Genomic DNA, 20,816 nt, shown 5'->3' on the forward strand with positions numbered 1-20,816 from the left:
CCGGGGTGTCCGCGGTGCGGTGCCGCGCCCCGCCGGTGCCGGTGGCCGTGACGCCGGGTCAGTCCAGCCGGCCGGCCCGGCCCAGCTCGGGAGCGGTCGCCTGCTTGGCGAGGATGTCCTCGACCGAGTCCCGGTGACGCACCAGGTACGAGCGGCCGCGCAGCACCACGACCTCGGCGGGGTAGCCGTGGCTGAGGAAGTACACGGGCGAGGCCGAGGGCCCGTACGCGCCCGACTTCAGCACCCCGACGAGGTCGCCGGGCCGCAGCTCGGGCAGGGTCACGGCCTTGGCGATGGTGTCGTTCGGCGTGCAGAGGGGACCCGCGATGTTCCACGGACCGGTCTCCTCGGCCGGGTCGGCCGTCCGGGAGAGCAGCCCGATCGGGAAGTTGCGCTTGACGAACGACCCGATGCCCACGGCGGCCATGTGGTGGTGGGTGCCGCCGTCCGCGACCGCGAAGTTCTCGCCCATGGACTGCTTGGTGTAGCGCACCCGCATCAGGTAGGTGCCGCCGAGCGCCGTCAGGTACCGGCCGGACTCCATGATCAGCCGGGTGTCCGGGTGCGCCGAGGCGAACCGGTCCAGCAGCGGGTTGAGGTCCTTCGCCAGTGCGGCCGCGTCGAGTTCGTGCTCGCCCTCGAAGTAGGCCGCGCCCAGCCCGCCGCCGATGTCCACCGCGTCCAGCCGGATCCCGGTGGCCTGCGCGATCCGCTCCGCGAGGTCCAGGATGTAGGTGGTGTTCTTGACGACCACCTCGGCGTCGAGGATGCGCGTGCCCAGGTAGACCTGGACGCCGGCCACGTCGGCGTGCCGGTACTCCGACAGGGCCGGTCCTGCGGCGAGGACGGCGGCCTCGTCGATGCCGAACTGGCGGGGCTTGCCGCCCATGGTCAGCCGTGAACCGGCGATGGCGAAGGCCGGGTTGACGCGGAGCAGCACCCGCTGGCGCACGCCGTGCGCCTGCGCCGTCCGGTCGATCAGGTCGAGCTCGGCGAGGGACTCGCAGACGATCGCGTAGATCCCGGCCCCGACGCAGGCGTCGACCTCCTGCTCGCTCTTGCCGGGCCCCAGGAAGACCACGTCGAACGGGTCGGTCCCGGACTCCAGCACCAGCCGCAGCTCGGCGAGGGAGGAGACCTCGGCGCGGGCGCCCGCCGAGTGCAGGACGTCGTAGACGCCCCGGTTGGGGTTGGACTTGAGCGAGAAGAAGACCTCCAGCGAGGGGTGCAGGGCCGCCCGCAGGGCGGCGAGGTTGGCGACCAGCCAGTCGCCGTCGTACACGTACGTCGGGGTTCCGTACTCCGCGGCGATGCCGCTCCAGTCGATCTCGTCGCTCACGGCTTGGCCACCATTTCCTTCAGCAGGGTCTCCGTCCGCTCCCGGGTGCGCCGCACGTCCTGCTCGTCGTCGCCGACGCAGACCGCGTAGAGGCGGCCGTAGGGCTTGCCGCCGGCCAGGAGGGTCGCGTTCAGGGTCGCGAAGTTGTTGATCAGTACGCCGCGCGCGCCGTCGGCGGCGTGGTCCGCGCCGTCGAGGAGCAGCTCGCCGAGGGCGGCCCGCACCTCGTCGAAGCTGTGCACCCGGGCCGGCTGCAGGTCGAAGGTGGTGGCGAGCGCGAACTGCCCGTCCCGGATGAGGCGTTCGGCGATCCGGTTCTGGTAGGTCGCCATGTTGAACCGGGCGTTGATCTCCAGGCAGGGGTAGAGCGTGCCGTCCGCGGCGAGCAGCGCGTCCACGCCGGCCAGCCCGAAGTACCCGGCCGCCGCGAGCTCCTTGCCGATCACCTCGGCGGCCGTCCGCAGCTCGTCGACCTGGTCGGTCCGCAGCGCCGGCGGGAAGACGTGTCCGCGGTGGACGCCGTTCTCGGTCAGCGCGGTCTTCACGGTCTCGAACCGGACCTCGCCGCCCCGGCCGACGACGAACTGGTAGTTCAGGTCGGCCTGCTTCTCGATCCAGCGTTCCACGACCACCGAGACGCGTCGGTCGGTCCCGGCCCGGCGGGCGATCATCCGCAGCAGCTGTTCGGCCCGCTTCGGTTCGTCGAGCACGACCATGCCGCGCCCGGAGACGCCGAGCGACTCCTTGACCACCACGCGGGAGCCGCCCTCGACCAGGTGGGTGTCGAGCGCCTCCTCCAGCTCGCCCAGGGTCCGGCAGACCGAGCCCGGGACGGCGGTCAGCCCGGAGGCGTCCACCAGCTCGCGACTGAAGATCTTGCCGTTGACGTGCTTGCAGACGGCGGCGGTCGGACCGGCCAGCGGCAGGCCCGCGGCCAGCGCGAGGCGCTCCTCCTCCTCCGAGATGCCCAGCGGCATCAGGTAGGTGCGGCCGTCGGCGAGCGCGCGCAGGGACTCCAGCAGCCGGGGCGAGTCCAGGGCGTCCTCGGTGACCGACCGCTCCGGCCGGTTGAGGTCCACCGTCAGATGGACCCCCTCGGCCGCGCCCAGGGCGCGCAGGTAGGTGGCGTAGCCGGGGTCGACGGCCTCCTTCAGCACCACCACGTCGTGCTCGTCGGCCAGCAGGACGCCGACCTCCTCGATCCGGTTGACCGTCGCCGAGGAGAACGACAGGCCGGTGCCGGGCAGCCTCGGCTCGCCCACGCCCCAGACGCGTTCGACCTCGAAGTTGTTCAGGTACACGAAACGGGCGGTCGGATCCCCGACCAGCGCGCTCTTCAACCGGGCGGTGAAACCGCCGGCGGGTGCCGGGTCGTGTGCGGCAGTCATGTCACTCCTCTCTGGCTGCGGTCCCGACGACCGCGGCGGCGAAGGTCCCGCCCTGGCCGGCGGAGACCATGAGCACGGTCTCGCCCGGCCGCACCGCGTTCTCGGCGCGCGCCGTCGAGAGGTTCATGAAGGGGTCCGCACAGAAGCAGTGGCCGGTCCGCGGGACGTTCTCCAGGTAGATCCGCTCCAGCGGGAGGTCCAGGATCCGCGCCGTCGTGCTCCACGAGTACCGGTTGACGTTGTGCGGCAGGACGAGGTCGATGTCGTCGAGTCCGAGACCGGCGGCGTGCACCGCCTCCTGCATGATCTCGGCCAGGGTGGGCGTGTACGCCAGGCGGTAGCGGCGCTGGAGTTCCTCGTCCATGTTCCCGGCCTGGTGGAACTCGCCGAGGGTGCGGTGCGCCACGCTCAGGACCGCGTCCCCCGGCCCGTCCAGCGCGGCCAGCACCCCGGCGGTGGCGTCCCCGAGGACGGACGTCCCCGGGATGTGCTGCATCACGGGGGAGAGGCCCTTCTCGCCGAGCAGGACCAGCGCGGTGCTCCCGGCCGGCTCGGCCGCGAGCAGGGCCTCGACGACCGGCAGCGCGGCGAGGGAGATCGCACAGCCCTGGTGGGACATCGAGAACGCGCCCGCCCCGCCGAGGTCGAGCTTCTCCCGCAGCACGTCCATCCAGCGGAGGCCGGGCGGGGCGACGTGCTGGACGGTGTGCGCGTGGACCAGGTGCCGGACCAGCGAGCGGTCCTCGCCGGCCAGGACCTCCTGGCCGATCGTGAGCAGCATGTCGAGGGTCGACAGGCCCTCGGCGGTGACGATCCGCTCCAGCCCCAGGAACCTGGTGAGCAGCCGGATCTCCGCCTCGGAGACCTCCAGCGACGCGCGCAGGTCCGCGACGGCGGTGCTGTGCTCGGGGATGAAGGGGACGACCTTACGCAGGTACAGCACGGCGTCCCCCTCCCCACGCTCCGGTCCCCGGCGTCCGGGTGCCCCGGCCGGCCGCCGCCCGACGGGTCTCAGCCGGCGTCACGGCACCACTCCAGGACGGCCATGGCGCTGTGGAGCTTGTTCTCGGCCTGGTCGAAGGCGATGCTCACCGGGCCGTCCAGCACCTCGGCGGTGACCTCCTCGCCGCGGTGGGCGGGCAGGTCGTGCAGGAACACGGCCTTCGGCGAACGGGCCATCAGCTCCGCCGTCACCCGGAAGGGCGCGAACACCTGCCGCCAGTCCGGGTCGGGTTTGCTGGTCCCGGTGGTCTGCCAGCGCGTGGTGTACACCGCGTCGAAGTCGGCGGGGCCGTCGTCGAGGTCGTGCCGCTCGGTCACCGTGGACCCGTGCCCGGCGGCCAGCTCCCGGGCGCGTTCGAGCACGGCGCCGGACAGGCCGTAGCCGGGCGGGGTGCGCAGCTCCAGCCGCACGCCCCGGTAGCGGCTCAGCCCCAGGGCGAGCGCCGCGGCCGAGTTGTTCCCCTCGCCGACGTACAGCACGCTCAGCCCGTCCACCGCGCCGAACCGCACGGCGAGCGTGGTCAGGTCGGTCAGCCCCTGGGTCGGGTGCTCCTCGGCGCTCATCGCGTTGACGACCGACATCCGGCGCTGGGACGCCCAGGCGCGCATCTCGGCGGGGTCGCCGGCGGTGCGGGCCACCAGGACGTCCAGCATCCGGGACATCACCCGGCCGGTGTCCTCGGTGGTCTCCCCGGTGTTGAGCTGGAGGTCGTCCGGGCCGTAGGTGACCAGCCCCGCGCCGAGCCGCAGCGCGCCGGCCGAGAACGCGGTGCGGGTGCGGGTCGAGGTCTTGCGGAAGTAGACGCCGACGACGTCGCCGGCGAGCGCGGTGTTCCCCACGCCCTCCCCGGCCGCCGCCCGGCGGGACAACTGCGCGCCGCGGTCGACGACCGCCCGCAGGTCCGCGTCGGACAGGTCGTCGAGTGAGATCAGGTGCCTGCCGGTGCGCTTCGTCATGGTCGGGCCGTCCTCCGTCCGGGCCGCAGGGCGGCCGTCGCTCACCATCGTTCGACCTCGGCGAAGAAGTCCGGCACGTCCTGGACCCGTCCGTCCTCCCGGCCGATCCGCAGCACCTCGTGGCCGACCGCGAGGTCGAGCGCGCCGAGTCCGAACGGCGAGAAGATCCGCGGCCTGTCCCGGCCGAGCGGCAGCTCGCCGAGGACGAGCTGGGCGATCGTGCCGTCGATGAAGTCGCGGTGCCCGAACTTCTCCACCGCCAGGTGCGGCGAGGTCCCGGCGTTGAGGCAGTGCTCGACGTCGTCGAGGACGTTGTGCGAGGCGGCGACCAGCTCGGGGCCGATGTCGCGCAGCGAGATGTTGAGCACGGTCTGGCCGGGGGCCAGGGCGCCCGGCTCCACGATGTACGGGGCGGCGGCGGTCGTCGCCAGGACCACCACGTCGGCGCCGTCCACGGCCTCGGCCAGGGTGGTGTGCGCGGAGGCCCGGTAGCCGAGCGCCTCGGCGTGGCCGGCGGACTTCCGCGCGTACTCCTCGACCCGGTCGTGGACCGCGACCCGGTCGAAGGACCAGCCGAGCGCGTGGAAGAACTCCAGGATGTTGCGGGAGATGACGCCCGCGCCGACGACCGCGAGCCGGCCCGCGGTGCGCGAGCCGTGCAGCTGCTCGGCGCCGAGCACGGCCGAGGCCGCGGTGCGCGCCGCGCTGATCTGCGCCGCCTCCAGGCACGCGAAGGGGTAGCCGGTCTCCAGGTCGTTGAGCAGCAGGACGGCCGAGGCCCGCGGGATGTTGCGGGCGACGTTGCCGGGGAAGCTGCCGATCCACTTGATGCCGGCCACGCCGTCGGTCGGGCCTGCCGCGCCGTCGCCCGGTCCGTCCTGCGGACCGCCGCTCCCGCGCAGCGCCGCCGGCAGGGCGATGATCCGCGCGTCGGGCTTCTCGGGGAACCGCAGGAAGTAGCTGTTCGGGTTGATCGTCGCGCCGCGGTGGTGCGCCAGATAGGTCTCCCGGACCCGGGCGAAGATCTCGGGTCGGGACGTCTCGATGATGGCGCGGATGCTCTTCCCGCCCATCACCTGGAAGGTGAACATCGGTCAGTTCCTCACCGTCGTCAGCTCGGACAGGTCGTCCGCCGGATCATGGAGGCAGTCCGGGCCGAACTTGTCGGCCACCCAGGAGTCGTCGTAGATGGTGCGCGCGTAGCGCTCGCCGAGGTCCGGCGAGATGGCCACCACGCGGGAGCCCTCCGGAAGCCCGGGCGCCCGCCGCAGCACGGCCCGCACCACCGACCCGGTCGAACCGCCGCCGAACAGCCCGTACCGCCGGGCCAGCCAGCGGCAGGTCCGGACGGTCTCGGCCTCGGAGACCAGGACCACGTCGTCGACGAGCTCCGGGCGGAAGATCTCCGGCCGCCGGCTCGCCCCGATCCCGGGGATGTGGCGCGGCGCCGGCACGCTGTCGAAGTTGACCGAGCCGACCGCGTCCACCGCGATGATCCGGGTGCCCGGCGAGTGCCGGCGGAAGTGCTGGATGCAGCCCATCAGCGTGCCGGAGGTGCCGGTGCCGACGAACAGGTAGTCGATGTCCGGGATCTCGGCGGTGATCGCCGCGGCCGTGCACCGGTCGTGGACGGCCCAGTTCGCCGGGTTCGCGTACTGGTTGAGCCAGACGAGCCCCGGGTCCACCGCCAGCCGTTCGTGGATGTAGGCGATCCGGCCGCCCAGGTAGCCGCCGCCGGCGTCCGGCCGGTTCACCTCGACCACCTCGGATCCGAGGGCCCGGATGATCTCGGTGCTCAGCGCCGGGGTGTTGGGGTCGGTGACGCAGAGGAAGCGGTACCCCTTGGCGGCGGACACCATCGCGAGCGCGATGCCGAGGCTGCCGGAGGAGGACTCGATGAGACTGCACCCGGCGCGGACGACCCCGCGCCGCTCGGCGTCCTCGACCATGCTCAGCGCGGTCTTCAGCTTGATCGACCCGGCGGGATTGAGACCCTCTATCTTCAGATAGAGATCGATATTCTTGGCCGCGCCGCCGAGATGCAGGAAGACATTGTCCTGGATCATCTCGTACGCGTTTTCATAGATCAATGCTCGTCAACCCCCAATCGGATAATTCAAGGCCGGTCCGTGAATTCGCCTGTCGCCCGTTTTCCCGAATCTGCGGGCAGCCCGATCACCACGGGCAGCACGACCAAAGCGTAGGAGTCGCCCCCACGGGGGGACAGGCAACTGCCCGGCAGCTTCCGACAGGCAGGAAAGTTGCCGTTCCGATTCCTTGTCGCATGCCACGGGCCCGTGCCGTACTTGAGCCATGATTCGGAGGAATTCCACGCTCGCGTCCGGCGGTGAGCTGACCCTCGGTCAGGAGGCACTCTGGCTGATACAGAATCTCGAACCGGACTGCGCCGCCTACAACGTCACCGCGGCCCTGAGCCTGGACTTCCCGGTGGACGTCGCGGTGCTGGAGTCGGCCGTCCGCGCGACGGTCTCCGGCCACCGGCTGCTCGACTCGGTGTTCCGCTCCGACGCGGTCGGCCGGATCCGCCGCCACGGGGGAGCGGCCGCGCGGGCGGACACCCTCCTGGAGGTGCACGAACTCGACCTCGGCCCGGAGGAACTGCGTCACCACGCAATGGAGTTGACGCGCCGACCGTTCCGCCTCGACCGGGAGCCGCCGGTCCGCGTCGCCCTGCTGCGCCCCCGCGGCGGCCCGGACGTGCTGATCGCCGTGGCCCACCACATCGTCGCGGACAACGTCTCCCAGTTGCTGATCTGCCGCGAGGTCCTCTCGCGGTACGCGGCGCTCGCGGCGGGTGCCGAACACACCGCCCCGGACGACGGAGCCGTGTTCGAGGAGTTCGCGCGGCAGCAGCGCGCGTACCTGGAGTCCCCGCGGGCGGACCGGGCCCGGCAGTACTGGCAGCGCGAACTCGACGGCGTGGCGCGGCACACCGCGCTGCCCGCCGACCTGCCGAGGCCCGCCGTCTACCGGTCCGAGGGCGCGGAGACCGATCTCGCCCTGCCGCCCGACCTGGTGGCCGGCCTGGGCGAGGCGGTGGCCGCGCGCAACGTGACCACCTTCGCCTTCCTGGTCTCGGTCTTCGAGGTCCTGCTCTACCGGTTCGGCGGGCAGACCGACTTCCTCCTCGGCTACCCGGTGACCCAGCGCAGGGGCGAGGACGGGCGCGAGGCGATCGGCTACTTCGTCAACACCCTGCCGCTCCGGGCGCGGCTCGACCCCGACGACTCCTTCGACGCCGTCCTGCGCGGTACCGCCGCCGGACTGTGGCGGGGCCTGATGCACCGCGACTACCCGTTCGCGCTGCTGCCCCGGATCGTGGACCTGCCGCGCGACCCCGGCCGGCCCGGGCTGGTCCCGGTGCTGTTCGTCCTCAACGAGCCCGCCGAGGCGGACCCCATCGCGGCCGCGCTCGAACCGGGCCGGTACGTGGAGCACGCCGGGCTCCGCGTCGCGGAGTACTACCTGCCGCAGCAGCACGGCCAGTTCGAGCTGACCCTCCAGGTGACCCGGCGGGCCGCGACCGTGCAGGCGAAGCTCAAGTACAACACCTCCCTGTTCACCGAGCACACCGCCAGGCAGCTGGCCGCGGACTACCTGGCCCTGCTGCGCTCGGCCGTCGCCGGCACCCTTCCCGCCGCCCTGCGCGATCTGCGCGGGCTGCCGGAGGACCGGCGGCGGCCACCGATCCCCGGAAGCGAGAGTGGAACGATGAAGAGCACGAGCAGCGGCACCGCACGTGCCGAGCGCATCGCGCGGATCCGTGACGTCGCGGTCGCGGTGTTCTCCGTGGCGCCCGAGGCGGTCGAGGCGGCCGACTCCTTCGAGGCCGACCTGGGAGTCGACTCCCTGCTCGCCGTCGAGTACACCGTCGAGCTGGAGAAGGCCTTCGACGTCGCCCTCCACGTGAACGAGATCCCCGAGCTGATGGCCGGCCTGGACCGCGCCTACGAGGTGATCGCCGGAAAGGCCGGCTGGTAGGCGCCTCGGCGCCCCACGACCCTGCACGTCACCGCACGTCACCGCACCACCGGGCACGACCCCGCCGCACGGCGCACCCCGCGCACCGCGCGCACCCGGTGCACCCCGCGCATTCCGCGCACCCCGCGCATTCCCAAAGGAGCGTGACTCTCACGATGGCAACCACGACCGCCGGGCACGGGCTCGGCGCACCCGGCACCGAGGGCCCCGACGGCGGCGCGCCGGACCGGCTGGAGCAGCTGACCGCGGCCGGCTGGGTGCTGCCCACCGGGGTACCCGGACTGCTGGGCTTCACCGCGAAGTTCGAGTCGGTACTGACCCGGCTCCAGACGGAGCTGACCGCGGTCGACCCCTCGGCCTCGTCGGGCCCGGCCTGGTACCCGCCGGTCGTCCCCCGCGCGAACATCGACCGCGCCGAGTACGCCGAGTCCTTCCCGCAACTGCTCGGCACCGTGCACGCCCTGCGGGTCGGCGGGGCGTCCGAGGAGGGTCGGGCCGCCGACCGGGCGTCCGGATCGCGGGCGGAGACGGACGTCGTGCTGGCGCCGGCCGTCTGCTACAGCGTCTATCCGCAGATCGCGGACGGCACCATCGAGGAGGCCCGCTTCTTCGACGCGGTCGGCCACTGCTACCGCCACGAGGCGACCAGCGAGTACGGCCGCTTCCGGGCCTTCCGGATGCGCGAGTTCGTCGTGGTCGCCGGCCAGGACGAGGCGTGGGAGTGGCGGGACGCCTGGATCGCCCGCTGCGAGGCGCTGTTCGCCCGGCTCGGCCTGAAGGTCGCCGTCGAGGTCGCCAGCGACCCGTTCTTCGGCCCCGGAGACCGGTTCATGCGCTCCAGCCAGCTCCAGCAGAACCTCAAGTACGAGTTCCACGCGCCGGTCCGCGACGGTGACCCGGGCACCGCGATCGCCTCCGCCAACTGCCACAAGGAGCACCTGGGCGAGCGGTTCGCGATCGACTTCGCGGGGGAGGGGCCGGCGCACAGCTCCTGCATGGCCTTCGGCCTCGAACGGACCCTCTCCGCGCTGATCCACGCGCACGGCGACAACCTCGACGACTGGCCCGACTTCGGCTGAGCCGGCACCGGAAGGGGCCCGGTGGTCGGGCGGCGTACCGCCGGACCACCGGGCCCCGGTGCAGGTCGCGGGCCTCGTGGAGCCGGGCCCCGGAGGAACCGGCGGGCCCGGGGGGAGCTCAGGCCCGGCCGCCGCGCTGCAGGACCTCGGCGACGAACGGGGCCAGCCGGTAGTGGTAGTGGTGGGCCGGCTCGGGCAGCAGCAGCGAGGTGTCCAGCAGGTCCGAGACCAGGGTGAGCGGGTTCGGTGACGTGCCCCGGCCCAGCCGGTCGTACTCGGCGGTGACCTCGTCGAGGACGAACCGCCGTGCGGGCAGGGCGGCGATCCGCTCCAGCAGGACCCGGTGGTCGTCGCTGAGCAGGTCGATGCTCCACCGGATGGAGTCGGTCACCGACCGCTGGTGGCGCAGCAGCGCGTGGTCGTTGGACCAGAGCATCTCCGGCGTGGGCCCGTACGAGAGCATCAGGCGGACCGGGACGGCGCGCAGGCACTCGGCGGCGAACTCGATGTAGCGCGGCAGGCCGCCGAGCCGCCGGCAGAGCTCGGCGATGAGCGGCAGGTCCTTCTCCAGCTCGGCGGCGGCCCGGGACTCCGTGCCGACGTGCCGCAGGAACAGCTCGACGGCCGGCGCCGCGGAGAGCGGCTCGCCGGGCGCCTGCTCCAGCGGCAGCGGCTGGATGTCCCGGTTGGCGCCCAGCCGTTCGGTGAGCCGCCGGCGCGTCGTGATGAGGATGTGCACGCCGGGGCGGGTGGCCTGGAGCTCCCGGGTGGCCGCCATGACGCCGGCCGGGATGTGCTCGGCGTTGTCCAGGACGAGGAGCACGTTGGTCTCGGCCTCGATCCCGGCCGCGGCGGCGGGCCCGGATCCGGGCCCGCCGCCGCTTCCCGTGCCGCCGCCGCTGCCGTGGCCGCCGGGGGCGCCGGCCCGGCCCGCCGGACGCCCCCGGCTCAGCTGCCTCCGCACCCGGTGCAGGACCTCGGCGGTCTGTTCCTCCCCGGGGCGCTCGGCCCTGATGTCGCCGAGCTCCACGACCTCCACGCCGTCCCGGAAGAAGTGGCTGACCTGGGCGGCCACGCTCAGCGCCATCCGGGTCTTGCCGACCCCGCCCGGTCCCAGGAACGTGGTCAGCCGGTTGGCCCGGACGGTGTTCGCGAGCTGCTGCTGGACGGCGGGGCTGCCGACGACCGGGGCCGGGTCCGGCCCCGGCAGGCCCTGCCACCGCGCGTGGTCGTGGCTCTCGGGGCTCGGCCGCTGCTCGTCGGCCACGCCGAGCGCGTTCACCAGCAGGTCGACCGAGGAGCGGCGAGGGTTCTGCACCCGGCCGAGCTCCAGGTTCCTGATGGTGCGCACGCTCAGGCCGGAGTACTCCGCGAGCTCCTCCTGGGTCCAGCCGCGCTGGATCCTCAGCGCCGCGATCAGCCGGGAGTCCCACCCCGGGAGCGGGCCGCCCAGCAGCGTGCGTTCGTGGGTGTATTCGAGTGTCATCGGTACCCCCGGGATTGAAGTTCGAAGAGCTCGGCGTAGAGCCCGCCCCGGTCCATCAGCTCCCGGTGGCTGCCCTGTTCCCTGACCTTTCCGCCGTCGAGCACGATGATCAGGTCGGCCATGCCCACGGTCGAGAACCGGTGGGAGACCAGGAGGGTGACGGTGCTTCGCTCCCGGCCGGCCCGTGCGGCGGCGGCGAAGCGTTCGAACAGCGCGTTCTCGGTGTGTGCGTCCAGCGCGGCGGTCGGCTCGTCGAAGACGGCGATCAGCGGTTCGGTCCGCATCAGTCCGCGGGCCAGCGCGAGCCGCTGCCACTGGCCGCCGGACAGCTCCGTGCCGCCGTCCCAGCGGGTGCCGAGCCGGGTGTCCAGGCCCTCCGGCAGCCCCTCGACGACGCCGGTGGCGTCCGCCCGTTCCAGGGCCGCGCCGACGGCCCGCCGGTCCTCGATCCGGGGCAGGTCGCCGATGCCCACCGTCTCCAGGACGGGGAACTCCAGCTTGGCGTAGTCCTGGAAGGCGGCCGAGCACCTGGCCCGCCACTCGGCGGTGTCACAGTCGGCGAGGTCCACGCCGTCGACCAGGATCCGCCCGGAGCCGGGCCGGTAGAAGCCGCAGAGCAGCTTGATCAGCGTGGTCTTGCCCGCGCCGTTGTCCCCGACCACGGCGACCACCGCGCCCGGCGGCAGCCGAAGGCTGACCCCGTCGAGGACACCGCGGCCCTCCTCGGAACCCGGGTACGCGAAGCCGACGTCCTGCAGCTCGATGCCGCGGCTCAGGGTGGCCGGCAGCCGGGCGGGCTCGGCGGGCGCGCGCCGCTCGCCCGCCACGTAGTCCTGCAGCCAGACCAGGCGCTGGCCGACCCGGATCACCACGAGGAAGTAGGTGCCGTACCGCACCGCCGTGCCGACGGTGGCGCTCAGTTGCGCGGCCAGGCCGAGCACCAGCACCACGTCACCGGCCGTGGCGTGGCCGCGGACGGCCAGCACCAGGGCGAGCGAGATGGCGCCGACGTACCCGGCGGCGGAGATCAGCGCGTCCAGCGACTGCAGGCCGGCGCCCTTCCAGCTGGCCCGGTTGCGCTCGCCGACGACGGCCCCCGAGGTCCGGTGGTGGCGCGTGCCCAGCAGGTCCGTCAGGCCGTAGACCCGCAGTTCGCCCGCCGCGTTCGTGGAGGTGCCCAGCTCGAACAGGTGGGCGCGCAGCCGCTCCCGCTCGCTGGTCGCCTCCTGCGCCCGGACGGTCAGGTCGCGGCTCCGCTTGCCGAGCCAGAACGACACCACGGTGAGCACCGGGAGGCAGAGCAGCAGCGGGTCCACCCCGGCCAGCAGGATCGCGGTGACCGTCAGGGTGGCCCCGACCCGCAGCACGCCGGCGGTGGCGTTCACCATGCCGGACAGCTGGAACTGCTGCTCCCGGATCCGCTGCACCTGGTCCAGGTACTCGGGGTACTCGTAGTGGGCCAGGCCCTCGGCCCCGCCGATCAGCCGCATCAGCCGCCGGCTGGCGACGGCCGTCGCCCGCTCCTGGACGGTGAAGAGGCAGTGCACGTAGTAGAAGACCGAGGTCAGCGCCGCGGCGACGGTGATGCCGAGCATCACGGCCGCGCCGAGTCCCAGCCGCAGGTCCTCGGAGACCGCCGCGTCCACGATCATCTTGGCGCCGAGGCCGCCGATCGGGACGGAGATCTCGAAGACGATGCCGGTGAGGAACTGCATCGCCGCGTGCCACGGGGCCGCGCCGAAGCCGATCCGCATCAGCTCCCGGAACGCCTGGAATGACTTACGCATGTCCCGCCTCCGCTGCGGTCCGGAGCTCGATGCCGGCTTCCCCGCCCTGTTCCGGGTCGGCGAAGCGGGCCGCCTGGATGTCGAACATCGCCGCGTAGCGCCCGCGCCGGGCCAGGAGTTCGTCGTGGGTGCCGTCCTCGGCGACGACGCCGTCGTCGAGGACGATGATCCGCTCCGCGCACCGGACGGTGGAGAAGCGGTGCGAGATCAGGATCGTGGTCAGTCCGGCGGTGAGTTCGAGGAACCGCTCGTAGATCTCCGCCTCGGCCCGGACGTCCAGCGCCGCGGTCGGCTCGTCCAGGATCAGCACGCGGGCACCGGCGTCCACCGCGAACATGGCCCGGGCCAGGGCGATCCGCTGCCACTGCCCGCCGGAGAGGTCGGTGCCGCCGGTGTACTCGGGCGACAGCACGGTGTCCCAGCCGTTCGGGAGCCCCTCGATCAGGGCGAGCGCGCCCGCGCGGTCCGCCGCCTCGCGCAGCCGGTCCCGGTCGCCGGCGAACCGCGGCGCGCCCATGCCGATGTTCTCCGCCGCCGTCAGGTGGTAGCGGGCGTAGTCCTGGAACAGCACGCCGATCCGGCTGCGCCAGAGCGCCGTGTCGAGTTCCGCCAGATCGTGGCCGTCGACCCGGATGGTGCCCCCGGTCGGCGTGTGCAGGCCGCAGAGCAGCTTGACCAGCGAGCTCTTCCCGGCGCCGTTGTCGCCCACGATGGCCAGCGAACGGCCGGCGGCGATGTCGAGGTCGACGCCGCGCAGCGCCTCGCGGTCCGTCCCGGGGTAGCGGAACCGGACCCCGGCGAAGCTGATCCGGTCGGCGGGGAAGGCGGCGGGGAGCTCGGCGTGCCGCGGCTGCGCCGCGCCGGAGGAAGCGGAGAGCCGCTCGTCCAGACCCAGGACCTGGGGGACGGCGGCGCCGGCGAACGAGAGGTAGGCGTTGTTGTCGTCGAACGCCGTGTAGTTGTTGGCCAGCGCCAGCGCCTGGGTGAAGACGGCGACGCTGCCGAGGCCGATGTCGTGGTGCACGGCCGCCCAGGCCAGCACGCCGTACGAGACCAGGTTGACGAGCGCGATCGTCCCGGTGGCGCCGAGCACCACGCGCGGCCGCGGCTTGCGTTCCCGCCAGACCGGCTCGGTCGCCTCCTGCCAGGACCGGGCGAAGCGTTCGAGGAGCCAGTCCAGCAGGCCCCACAGCCGGACCTCCTTGGCGGCGGGCCGGGTGAGCACCAGGTCCCGCAGGTACTCGGCCTGGCGCAGCAGGGCGCTGCGGCCGAAGCCGACGCGGCCGACCCGGAAGTACTCGCGCTGCATGAAGTGCACGACCAGCGGCCAGGCCGCCAGCCACATCAGACCCACCCACCACTGGAAGGCCAGCAGGGTGATCGCCGCGGTCACGGCGCGCAGCCACGCCGGCAGCACCACCGCGAGGGCGGCCACCGCCTGGCTCGGCCGGTCGGTCTCGGCCATCCCGAGGCCCCGGACGACCCGCAGGGTGTCCAGGACGTGCGGGTCGGTCAGGTGGGCCGTCCCCTCCGGCCGGCCGACGGCCGCCATGACCCGCTGCTGGAGTTCCCGGTCGACCTCGCGGCCGAGGGTCTCGCCGAGCGCGGTCAGCAGCGGCGCGAGGGTCTGCTGGACCAGCACCAGCCCCCCGGAGACGGCCAGCAGGACGATCGTGTGGTGCCCGGCGGGGGAGGAGAGCCCCGCGTCGAGGGTCGCGCCGATCGAGCCGATGAGCAGACCGGTCACCACGGCGACCGCCACCGGAAGCACCGCGGACACCAGCACGCCGAACGCCCCCAGGACGGCCTTGGCCCGGTTGACCCGGGGCAGCAGGCGCAGGAGGTTGAAGATCCCGTGGATGGTCGGCGAGAGCCTGGGCCTTCGTTTCAGGGGGATGCGCAGGACGGCCATGGGGTGAGCACTCTTCCTGTCTGTCGACGGTCGCGTGGCTGGCGGAGGAGCCGGTTGAGGAGGGTCGAACAGGTGGGGAGCCTGGCGGAGCCGGGGGACGGGGTCCGGACGCGGTGCCTGGTCCGCGGTCCCCGCTGCGACGGGTCGCGAGGACGCGGCGGCGCGGCGCCCCGGAGGCCGTCGGGGCGACCGGTGGGGCGCCGCACCGCCCGGTGCCGCCCGCGGTCCGGCCGGGGGTCCGGCCGGGGTGCGCCCGGGTGGGCGGTACCGGTGGTCCGTCGGCGGTACCGAACCTAGGGACGCCTGATTCGGAGGCGGTATGGGGCCGGTATGGAACGGCTATTCGCCGTGGTCGGGGCGGGCCCGCCGGGACCGGGGCGGGCCGGGACCCCGCCCCGGCGGAACCGTCAGGTCAGCACGGCCCCGTTGTCGGGGCGGTGCCGGCGGCTGCGACGGTGGTCCAGGTGGACGAAGACGCGGTGCAGCCACCGGTCGTTGCCGTCGTAGCGGGGTGAGAACGCGACCCGCCCGTGGACGACCAGCCGGTTGTCGACGAAGATCATGTCACCGGGGCGGAGCACCACGTCGGACCGCACCTCGACCAGGGCCTCGCGCAGCTGCGCCAGGGACTTCTCGGCGCGCTCGTCCAGGGCCCGGGTGGCGTGGAAGTCGACGCAGATGTCCGGGTCCTCGGGCGCGCCGCCGAGCACCGGGTGCGGGCTGGAGAGCCCCACCGCGTGGAAGGACGGTGGCGCCTCGGTCATGAAGCGCGCCTCCCGCAGGACGGTCAGCGCCTCCTCGTCCAGCAGCGGGAGGGCGCGCCGGATCGAGGCCACCTGGGTGCCGACCTGGTCCTCGTGCGCCGGGCGCAGGCACAACAGCCCGACGTAGTCGGGACGGTGGGGGTGGAAGGCGTTCTCCGTGTGGAACTCCAGCTGCACCGATCCGCCGTTGCTCTGGGAGCCCGCGAGCGCCGGCACCGGGACGACGTTCTGGACCAGCGCGCCGAACTTCTCGTCCCGGTAGGCGATCACCGTCCCGAGCTCGCTGCCGAGCAGGACGGCCAGGGCGGCCGGGACGGTGGTCCGGCGCTCCACGGAGTCGGGCACGGTCGGGGTGGGCGGCAGCGGCTCCGCCGGCATCGGGAGGTTGCTGATCGTCAGGGTGCCGGCGTTCCCGGCGTCGTGCCGGAACGCCCGGACCGCCCGGCTCAGCCGGCCGGGCAGCCGGCAGCTCTCCTCGCGGGCCGTGGCCTGCCAGCCGGGATCGTCCACCAGCCCCGGGCCGGTGCGCGCCAGCTGCCGGGCCAGCGACTCCAGCTCGGCCCGCTCGCCGCCGGTGAGTTCGAGTACGGAGGTGTCTCCGCGATGGTCGGTATTGGTGCTCGCCATGGTTGAGGTCACGCTGGTTCTCCTCGTCGGAATACCCTTGAGGCGACCGGGGCCTGTCCTCTCGGATGAGAGTCGCCGCGGAATACACAATCGCCGTGCGGCGACCCGACGGCGATTCTTTCCCGCCACGTCGCACGGTCTCCAGGCAGCCAACCGGCAATTGGGGGCGGGTAACTTGCCTGCCGGATGCCTGTCCTGGGGCGGGCGCGGAAACCAAGCTTTCCGACAAGCCCGATCCAGGAGACGGAGCCTTGCCGTGCAGCCGAACTTTCGGACCCGAATACCTCCGCCCCCACCGGCGGACGGCCGCCGTGCCGGCCGCGCGGACACCGCGGACCCGCTCGGCTGCCGTGCCGTCGAGCGCCTGCTGTGCGAGCTCTGGAGCGCGCACTTCGGGCACCGGGTCTCGCCGTACGACGACTTCTTCGACCTGGGCGGCGACTCGCTCGCGATCACCACGATCGTGGCCGCCGCCCGGGAACGCGGCCTCCGGGTCCGGAGTTCGGCGGCGCTGCGCCACCCGACGCCGGCCCGGCTGGCCGAGCACCTGACCCTCGGCGGCCCCGGCGCGGGCGGCACGCCGACCGGCCCGCCGCGCGCCCTCGCCCTCGACCCCGGGGCCGCCGCCGCGGTGTCCGCGCCGGACTGGACCGCGGCGGACGTCCGGCCGGAGCCGATAACCGAGGGCGACCCGGCCGCGCCGCTGTTCGTGGTGCATTCCGACCGTCACGTCCGGGCCGAGCGCGCGGCGGTCGCCCGGTGGACCGGTGGCCGGGCCGCCCACGGGTACGCCCTCCCGGGCGCCCGCGGCCCGATCCCGCCGTTCGGGAGCGTCGGGGAGGTCGCCGAGCGGCTGCTCGCGGACCTGCGCGGGCGCCGGCCCGACGGGCCCTACCGGCTGGCCGGCTTCGGCCTCGGCGCGGTGGTCGCCCTCGAACTGGCCCGCCGGCTGCGCGGTTCGGGCGCCGAGGTGGCGCTGCTGGCCCTGGTCGCGCCGCCCGCCGGGCCGGCGCCGGGCGAACCGGACGCCGGACCCGACGACCTGCTCGGCCGGCGGCTGGCCCTGCTCGCCGGACGGTTCGGGCTCACCGGGGGCGAGAGCCTCGCCGAGATCCACGACCGGATCGCCGAGGAGGAGTGGTACGACGGGACGGTGGGGCCCGGCGACCTCCCCCGGCTCCAACTGGCCTGGGCCCGGCTCGCGTCGGCCGTCCGGGCCCACGCGTACGAGCCGTACGACGGGCGGGCGCTGCTGTTCCTGGACGGCCCGGACCCGCATCCGGCGGAGCGGGCGTGGGCGGGCGCGGCCCGGCCGCCGGACGTCCACCGGCTCGACCACGGGCTCGAATCCCCCCTGGCCGTCATCCACGACCCGCAGGTGGCCGAGACGATGAGGAAGGCGCTCGACGTATGAACGGCGGTACCACGAGTGCAGCGGCGAACCGGGTGATCGCCCGGCTCAGGCCCCCGGAGCGCCCCGCGCTGCGGATCTTCTGCTTCCCGCACGTCGGCGCCGGCGCCGCCGCGTTCAAGCCCTGGCTCGACCACCTGCCGCCGGAGGTCGACCTCTGCGCGGTCCGGCCGCCCGGGCGCGAGAACCGGGTGCGGGAGGCCCTGCTCACCGACGGGCACGCCCTGATCGACGACCTCCTGCCGCACCTGACCCCGCTGCTCGACCTGCCGTACGCGGTGGTCGGCCACTGCTCCGGCAGCGTGCCGGCCACCGAGCTGGTGCGCCGGCTCGCCGCCGTCGGCGCACCGGCCCCGGTCGAGCTGGTGGTCTCCTCCGCGGAGGGACCGCGGGTGCGGACGGTCGAGGACCCGCCGCTGCACCGGCTGCCCCGCGCCGAACTGCTGGCGCGGGTCGTCACGTACGGCGGCATGGCCGAACAGGTCCTGGGCGACCAGGACCTGATGGCCATGTTCGAGCGGATCCTCCGGGCCGACTACCAGATCGTCGAGACCCTGGAGTACACCCAGGGCCCGCCGCTCGACCTGCCCGTCACCGTCGTCGGCGGTCGCCGCGACGAGTTCGTGAGCGCCTCGTCGATGGCCGCCTGGAGCACCGAGACGAGCCGCGAGTTCACGCTGCACCTGCTGGACGCGGGTCACTACATCCTCAACGACGCGGGCCCCCTGATCGGGCGGATCGCACGACGGCTGCTGGACCTGGAGGGCGAGGCGTGAGCGCCGGAGACGTCAGACTGCCCAGTGCGTGGCGCACCGACCGGGCCGCGGCGACGGCCCACCGGGCCGAGGTCCGCTACGACGACCTGGCCGCCGCCCTGGACGCGCTCGCCGCCGCGGCCGGGGCCGACCCGGTCGCGGCACCCGCCGCGGCCCACGTCAAGGTCCTGAACACCCTGGTCGAGGAGGCCGAGTTCAGCACCGACGTGCTCCCGGCCGGGGACGGTCCCGGGCCGCACAGCCTCACCGTGCGGCCCGGTGCCGCGCGGACCTGGCGGGAGCTGGTCGGGCTGGTCGGGACGGCCCTGCGCGCGGTGCGGCCCGCCGCCGGACCGGAGGGCGGGGCGGCCGGGCCCGCCGACCACGTGCTGTTCGCGGCCGACGCCGCCGACCTCGGCAAGCCGGACGAGCCGGCCGACCCGGCCCGCCGCCACGGCCTGCGGGTCGGCGTCGACGGCCGGACCCTGGTGCTGCACGCCGACGGCTACCTGGCCGCCGCCGAACTGGACCGGCTGGCCGTCATGTACCGCCGCGTCCTGGAGGCGATGGCGGGGGCGCCGGAGGGTGACGCGGTGGCCGCCGTCCTGCCGGACGGCGAACGGCACGCCGTGCTGCGCCGCTGGGCGCTCGGCCGGAGCGTTCCGCGCGAACCCGTCGGCGTCCTCGAACTCTTCCGGCGCCAGGCGGCCCGGACGCCCGACGCGCCGGCCGTCCGCGCCGACGGACGGACGCTCAGCTACCGCGAACTCGACCTGCGGTCCACCCGGATCGCCCGGCACCTGCTCGCCCGCGGCGCGCGGCCCGAGGCGCTCGTCGGCGTCTGCCTGCGGCACGGGGAGGACCTGCTGCCGACGCTCCTCGGCGTCTGGAAGAGCGGCGCGCCGTACCTCCCGCTCGACCCCGACCTGCCCGCCCAGCGGCTGCGCGGCATGGTCGCCGCCGCCGGGTGCCCGCTGGTGGTGACCCGCTCCGAGCACCGCCCGCTGTTCGACCGCCCCGCCGCCGAGGGCCCGGCGGCCGAGGGTTCCGGTTCGGAAGGCTCCGGTCCCGAGGGTCTGGGTTCCGAGGGCCTGGGGGACGAGGCGTTCGTCCTGCTCGACCGGGAGCGCACGGAGATCGACGCGCTGTCCCCGGACCTCGTCGACGTCCCCTCCGGACCGGCCCACCTGGCGTACGTCATCTACACCTCCGGGTCGACCGGAGCGCCCAAGGGCGTCATGGTGCACCACGCCGGACTCGCCAACTACGTGCTCTGGACGGCCCTGGAGTACGCCGCCCGGGGCACCGGCGGGTCCCCGCACTTCAGCTCGATCGGCTTCGACCTGGGCGTGCCGAGCCTGTACACGCCGCTGGTCGTCGGACAGCGGGTCGACCTGCTGCCCGACCCGCTCGACCCCGCCGACCTCGGCGCGCTCCTGGTCGACGGTGCGCCCTACAGCTTCATCAAGATGACGCCGGGCCACCTGAACCTGCTCAGCACGGACCTCGAACCCGAGGAGGCGCACGGTCTGGCCGGGCTGGTGATCGCCGCCGGAGACGCCTTCCCGACCGACCTGGCCCGCCGCTGGCACGACCTGGCCGGCCCCGGCGGCACCCCGGTGGCCACCGAGTACGGCCCGACCGAGATCACCGTCGGCAACTCCGGGCAGGTGACCACGGAACTCCCGGACGACGGGCTCGTCCCGCTCGGCCGGCCCATCCCCAACACCACGATGTACGTCCTCGACGACCGGCTCGAACCCGTCCCCGAGGGCGTTCCCGGCGAGGTGTACGTCGGCGGGGCGGGGGTGGCCCGCGGGTACCTCGGAGCGCCCGCACTCACCGCCGAGCGCTTCCTGCCCGACCCCTACGGGCCACCGGGATCGCGCCTGTACCGCACCGGCGACCGCGGCCGCTGGCGCCGGGGCGAGCTGGAGTTCCTCGGCCGCACCGACCACCAGGTGAAGATCCGCGGCTACCGGGTGGAGCCCGGCGAGATCCGGGCCGTGCTGCAACGGCGCCCGGAGATCGTCGAGGCCGTGGTGATCGCCGTCCCCGGGCCGTCGGGGGCCCAGCGGCTCGCGGCGTTCCTGGTGCCCGAGGCGGGCGCCGCCGTCGACGTCGCCCGGGTGCGGGCCGACCTGGCCGGGGACCTGCCCGCGTACATGGTCCCCGCCGAGGTCCGGATCGTCCCGGAGATCCCGCTGACCGCGAACGGCAAGGTCGACACCCGCGCGCTCCAGGCAGGCCTCTGACCCGCGCGGCGTCGCGCCGCCCCCGCCGGCCCGCGACCCGCCACCCCACGTA

15 protein-coding genes are annotated in these 20,816 nt (G+C 74.0%); 5 read left to right on the forward strand and 10 right to left on the reverse strand.

Going from position 1 to position 20,816, the window contains the following annotated elements; all coding sequences use genetic code 11:
• Positions 1-58: 58 nt before the first annotated feature.
• From PUR56_RS40340 to sbnA, 6 genes are all read right to left on the reverse strand, one after another.
• Positions 59-1,339, reverse strand: coding sequence for a diaminopimelate decarboxylase (locus PUR56_RS40340; RefSeq protein ID WP_329952619.1), 1,281 nt, complete (start codon positions 1,337-1,339; stop codon positions 59-61).
• Positions 1,336-2,727 (reverse strand): ATP-grasp domain-containing protein, encoded by a 1,392-nt coding sequence (locus PUR56_RS40345; RefSeq protein ID WP_329952620.1) that lies wholly within the window; start codon positions 2,725-2,727, stop codon positions 1,336-1,338. The genes PUR56_RS40340 and PUR56_RS40345 overlap by 4 nt, the downstream gene beginning before the upstream one ends.
• Before the next feature lies 1 nt (position 2,728).
• A complete protein-coding gene (locus tag PUR56_RS40350; protein ID WP_329884319.1) occupies positions 2,729-3,670 on the reverse strand; it encodes a 3-oxoacyl-[acyl-carrier-protein] synthase III C-terminal domain-containing protein in 942 nt (313 codons plus the stop codon).
• A 68-nt stretch (positions 3,671-3,738) separates the two neighbouring features.
• Positions 3,739-4,686: an ornithine carbamoyltransferase gene (locus tag PUR56_RS40355; protein ID WP_329952621.1), complete on the reverse strand. Its 948-nt coding sequence runs from the start codon at positions 4,684-4,686 to the stop codon at positions 3,739-3,741.
• A 41-nt stretch (positions 4,687-4,727) separates the two neighbouring features.
• Positions 4,728-5,777 (reverse strand): 2,3-diaminopropionate biosynthesis protein SbnB, encoded by a 1,050-nt coding sequence (gene sbnB / locus PUR56_RS40360; protein WP_329952622.1) that lies wholly within the window; start codon positions 5,775-5,777, stop codon positions 4,728-4,730.
• Positions 5,778-5,780: 3 nt separating this feature from the next.
• Positions 5,781-6,752, reverse strand: a complete 972-nt coding sequence (sbnA, locus tag PUR56_RS40365) for a 2,3-diaminopropionate biosynthesis protein SbnA (RefSeq protein ID WP_329884325.1) — start codon at positions 6,750-6,752, stop codon at positions 5,781-5,783.
• Positions 6,753-6,999: 247 nt separating this feature from the next.
• On the opposite strand from sbnA, the gene PUR56_RS40370 reads away from it, so the two are divergent.
• Positions 7,000-8,688 carry a condensation domain-containing protein gene (locus tag PUR56_RS40370; RefSeq protein WP_329952623.1) on the forward strand — a complete coding sequence of 563 codons (1,689 nt, stop codon included), beginning with the start codon at positions 7,000-7,002 and terminating at the stop codon, positions 8,686-8,688.
• Positions 8,689-8,843: 155 nt separating this feature from the next.
• Positions 8,844-9,767, forward strand: a complete 924-nt coding sequence (locus PUR56_RS40375) for an aminoacyl--tRNA ligase-related protein (RefSeq protein WP_329952624.1) — start codon at positions 8,844-8,846, stop codon at positions 9,765-9,767.
• Positions 9,768-9,885: 118 nt separating this feature from the next.
• Here the strand turns inward: PUR56_RS40375 and PUR56_RS40380 are convergent, their stop codons facing one another.
• From PUR56_RS40380 to PUR56_RS40395, 4 genes are all read right to left on the reverse strand, one after another.
• A complete protein-coding gene (locus tag PUR56_RS40380) occupies positions 9,886-11,253 on the reverse strand; it encodes a helix-turn-helix domain-containing protein (protein ID WP_329952625.1) in 1,368 nt (455 codons plus the stop codon).
• The gene (locus PUR56_RS40385) at positions 11,250-13,040 is read right to left on the reverse strand and encodes an ABC transporter ATP-binding protein (protein ID WP_329884330.1); all 1,791 of its coding nucleotides are present in this window, start codon (positions 13,038-13,040) and stop codon (positions 11,250-11,252) included. The genes PUR56_RS40380 and PUR56_RS40385 overlap by 4 nt, the downstream gene beginning before the upstream one ends.
• On the reverse strand, positions 13,033-14,952 hold the full coding sequence (locus PUR56_RS40390) for an ABC transporter ATP-binding protein (protein ID WP_329952626.1): 1,920 nt from the start codon (positions 14,950-14,952) through the stop codon (positions 13,033-13,035). The genes PUR56_RS40385 and PUR56_RS40390 overlap by 8 nt, the downstream gene beginning before the upstream one ends.
• A 407-nt stretch (positions 14,953-15,359) precedes the next feature.
• On the reverse strand, positions 15,360-16,355 hold the full coding sequence (locus PUR56_RS40395) for a TauD/TfdA family dioxygenase (protein WP_329952627.1): 996 nt from the start codon (positions 16,353-16,355) through the stop codon (positions 15,360-15,362).
• Between the two features lie 244 nt (positions 16,356-16,599).
• Between PUR56_RS40395 and PUR56_RS40400 the strand changes: the two genes are divergently transcribed.
• From PUR56_RS40400 to PUR56_RS40410, 3 genes are read left to right on the forward strand one after another with little or no spacing between them, the layout of a single operon-like run.
• A complete protein-coding gene (locus PUR56_RS40400; RefSeq protein WP_329952628.1) occupies positions 16,600-17,757 on the forward strand; it encodes a thioesterase domain-containing protein in 1,158 nt (385 codons plus the stop codon).
• A complete protein-coding gene (locus tag PUR56_RS40405) occupies positions 17,754-18,530 on the forward strand; it encodes a thioesterase II family protein (protein ID WP_329952629.1) in 777 nt (258 codons plus the stop codon). Before PUR56_RS40400 ends, PUR56_RS40405 begins: the two co-directional genes overlap by 4 nt.
• On the forward strand, positions 18,527-20,764 hold the full coding sequence (locus PUR56_RS40410) for an amino acid adenylation domain-containing protein (protein ID WP_329952630.1): 2,238 nt from the start codon (positions 18,527-18,529) through the stop codon (positions 20,762-20,764). The genes PUR56_RS40405 and PUR56_RS40410 overlap by 4 nt, the downstream gene beginning before the upstream one ends.
• Positions 20,765-20,816: the final 52 nt, after the last annotated feature.

It is taken from the genome of Streptomyces sp. BE303, assembly GCF_036290945.1.
GTDB lineage: Bacteria > Actinomycetota > Actinomycetes > Streptomycetales > Streptomycetaceae > Kitasatospora.

Bases quoted from the DNA above. Each gene is read 5' to 3' on its own strand.
- PUR56_RS40345 (WP_329952620.1), bottom strand. From the start codon at position 2,727: ATGACTGCCGCACACGACCCGGCACCCGCCGGCGGTTTCACCGCCCGG.
- PUR56_RS40355 (WP_329952621.1), bottom strand. From the start codon at position 4,686: ATGACGAAGCGCACCGGCAGGCACCTGATCTCACTCGACGACCTGTCC.
- sbnB (WP_329952622.1), bottom strand. From the start codon at position 5,777: ATGTTCACCTTCCAGGTGATGGGCGGGAAGAGCATCCGCGCCATCATC.
- sbnA (WP_329884325.1), bottom strand. From the start codon at position 6,752: ATGATCCAGGACAATGTCTTCCTGCATCTCGGCGGCGCGGCCAAGAAT.
- PUR56_RS40370 (WP_329952623.1), top strand. From the start codon at position 7,000: ATGATTCGGAGGAATTCCACGCTCGCGTCCGGCGGTGAGCTGACCCTC.
- PUR56_RS40375 (WP_329952624.1), top strand. From the start codon at position 8,844: ATGGCAACCACGACCGCCGGGCACGGGCTCGGCGCACCCGGCACCGAG.
- PUR56_RS40380 (WP_329952625.1), bottom strand. From the start codon at position 11,253: ATGACACTCGAATACACCCACGAACGCACGCTGCTGGGCGGCCCGCTC.
- PUR56_RS40385 (WP_329884330.1), bottom strand. From the start codon at position 13,040: ATGCGTAAGTCATTCCAGGCGTTCCGGGAGCTGATGCGGATCGGCTTC.
- PUR56_RS40390 (WP_329952626.1), bottom strand. From the start codon at position 14,952: ATGGCCGTCCTGCGCATCCCCCTGAAACGAAGGCCCAGGCTCTCGCCG.
- PUR56_RS40405 (WP_329952629.1), top strand. From the start codon at position 17,754: ATGAACGGCGGTACCACGAGTGCAGCGGCGAACCGGGTGATCGCCCGG.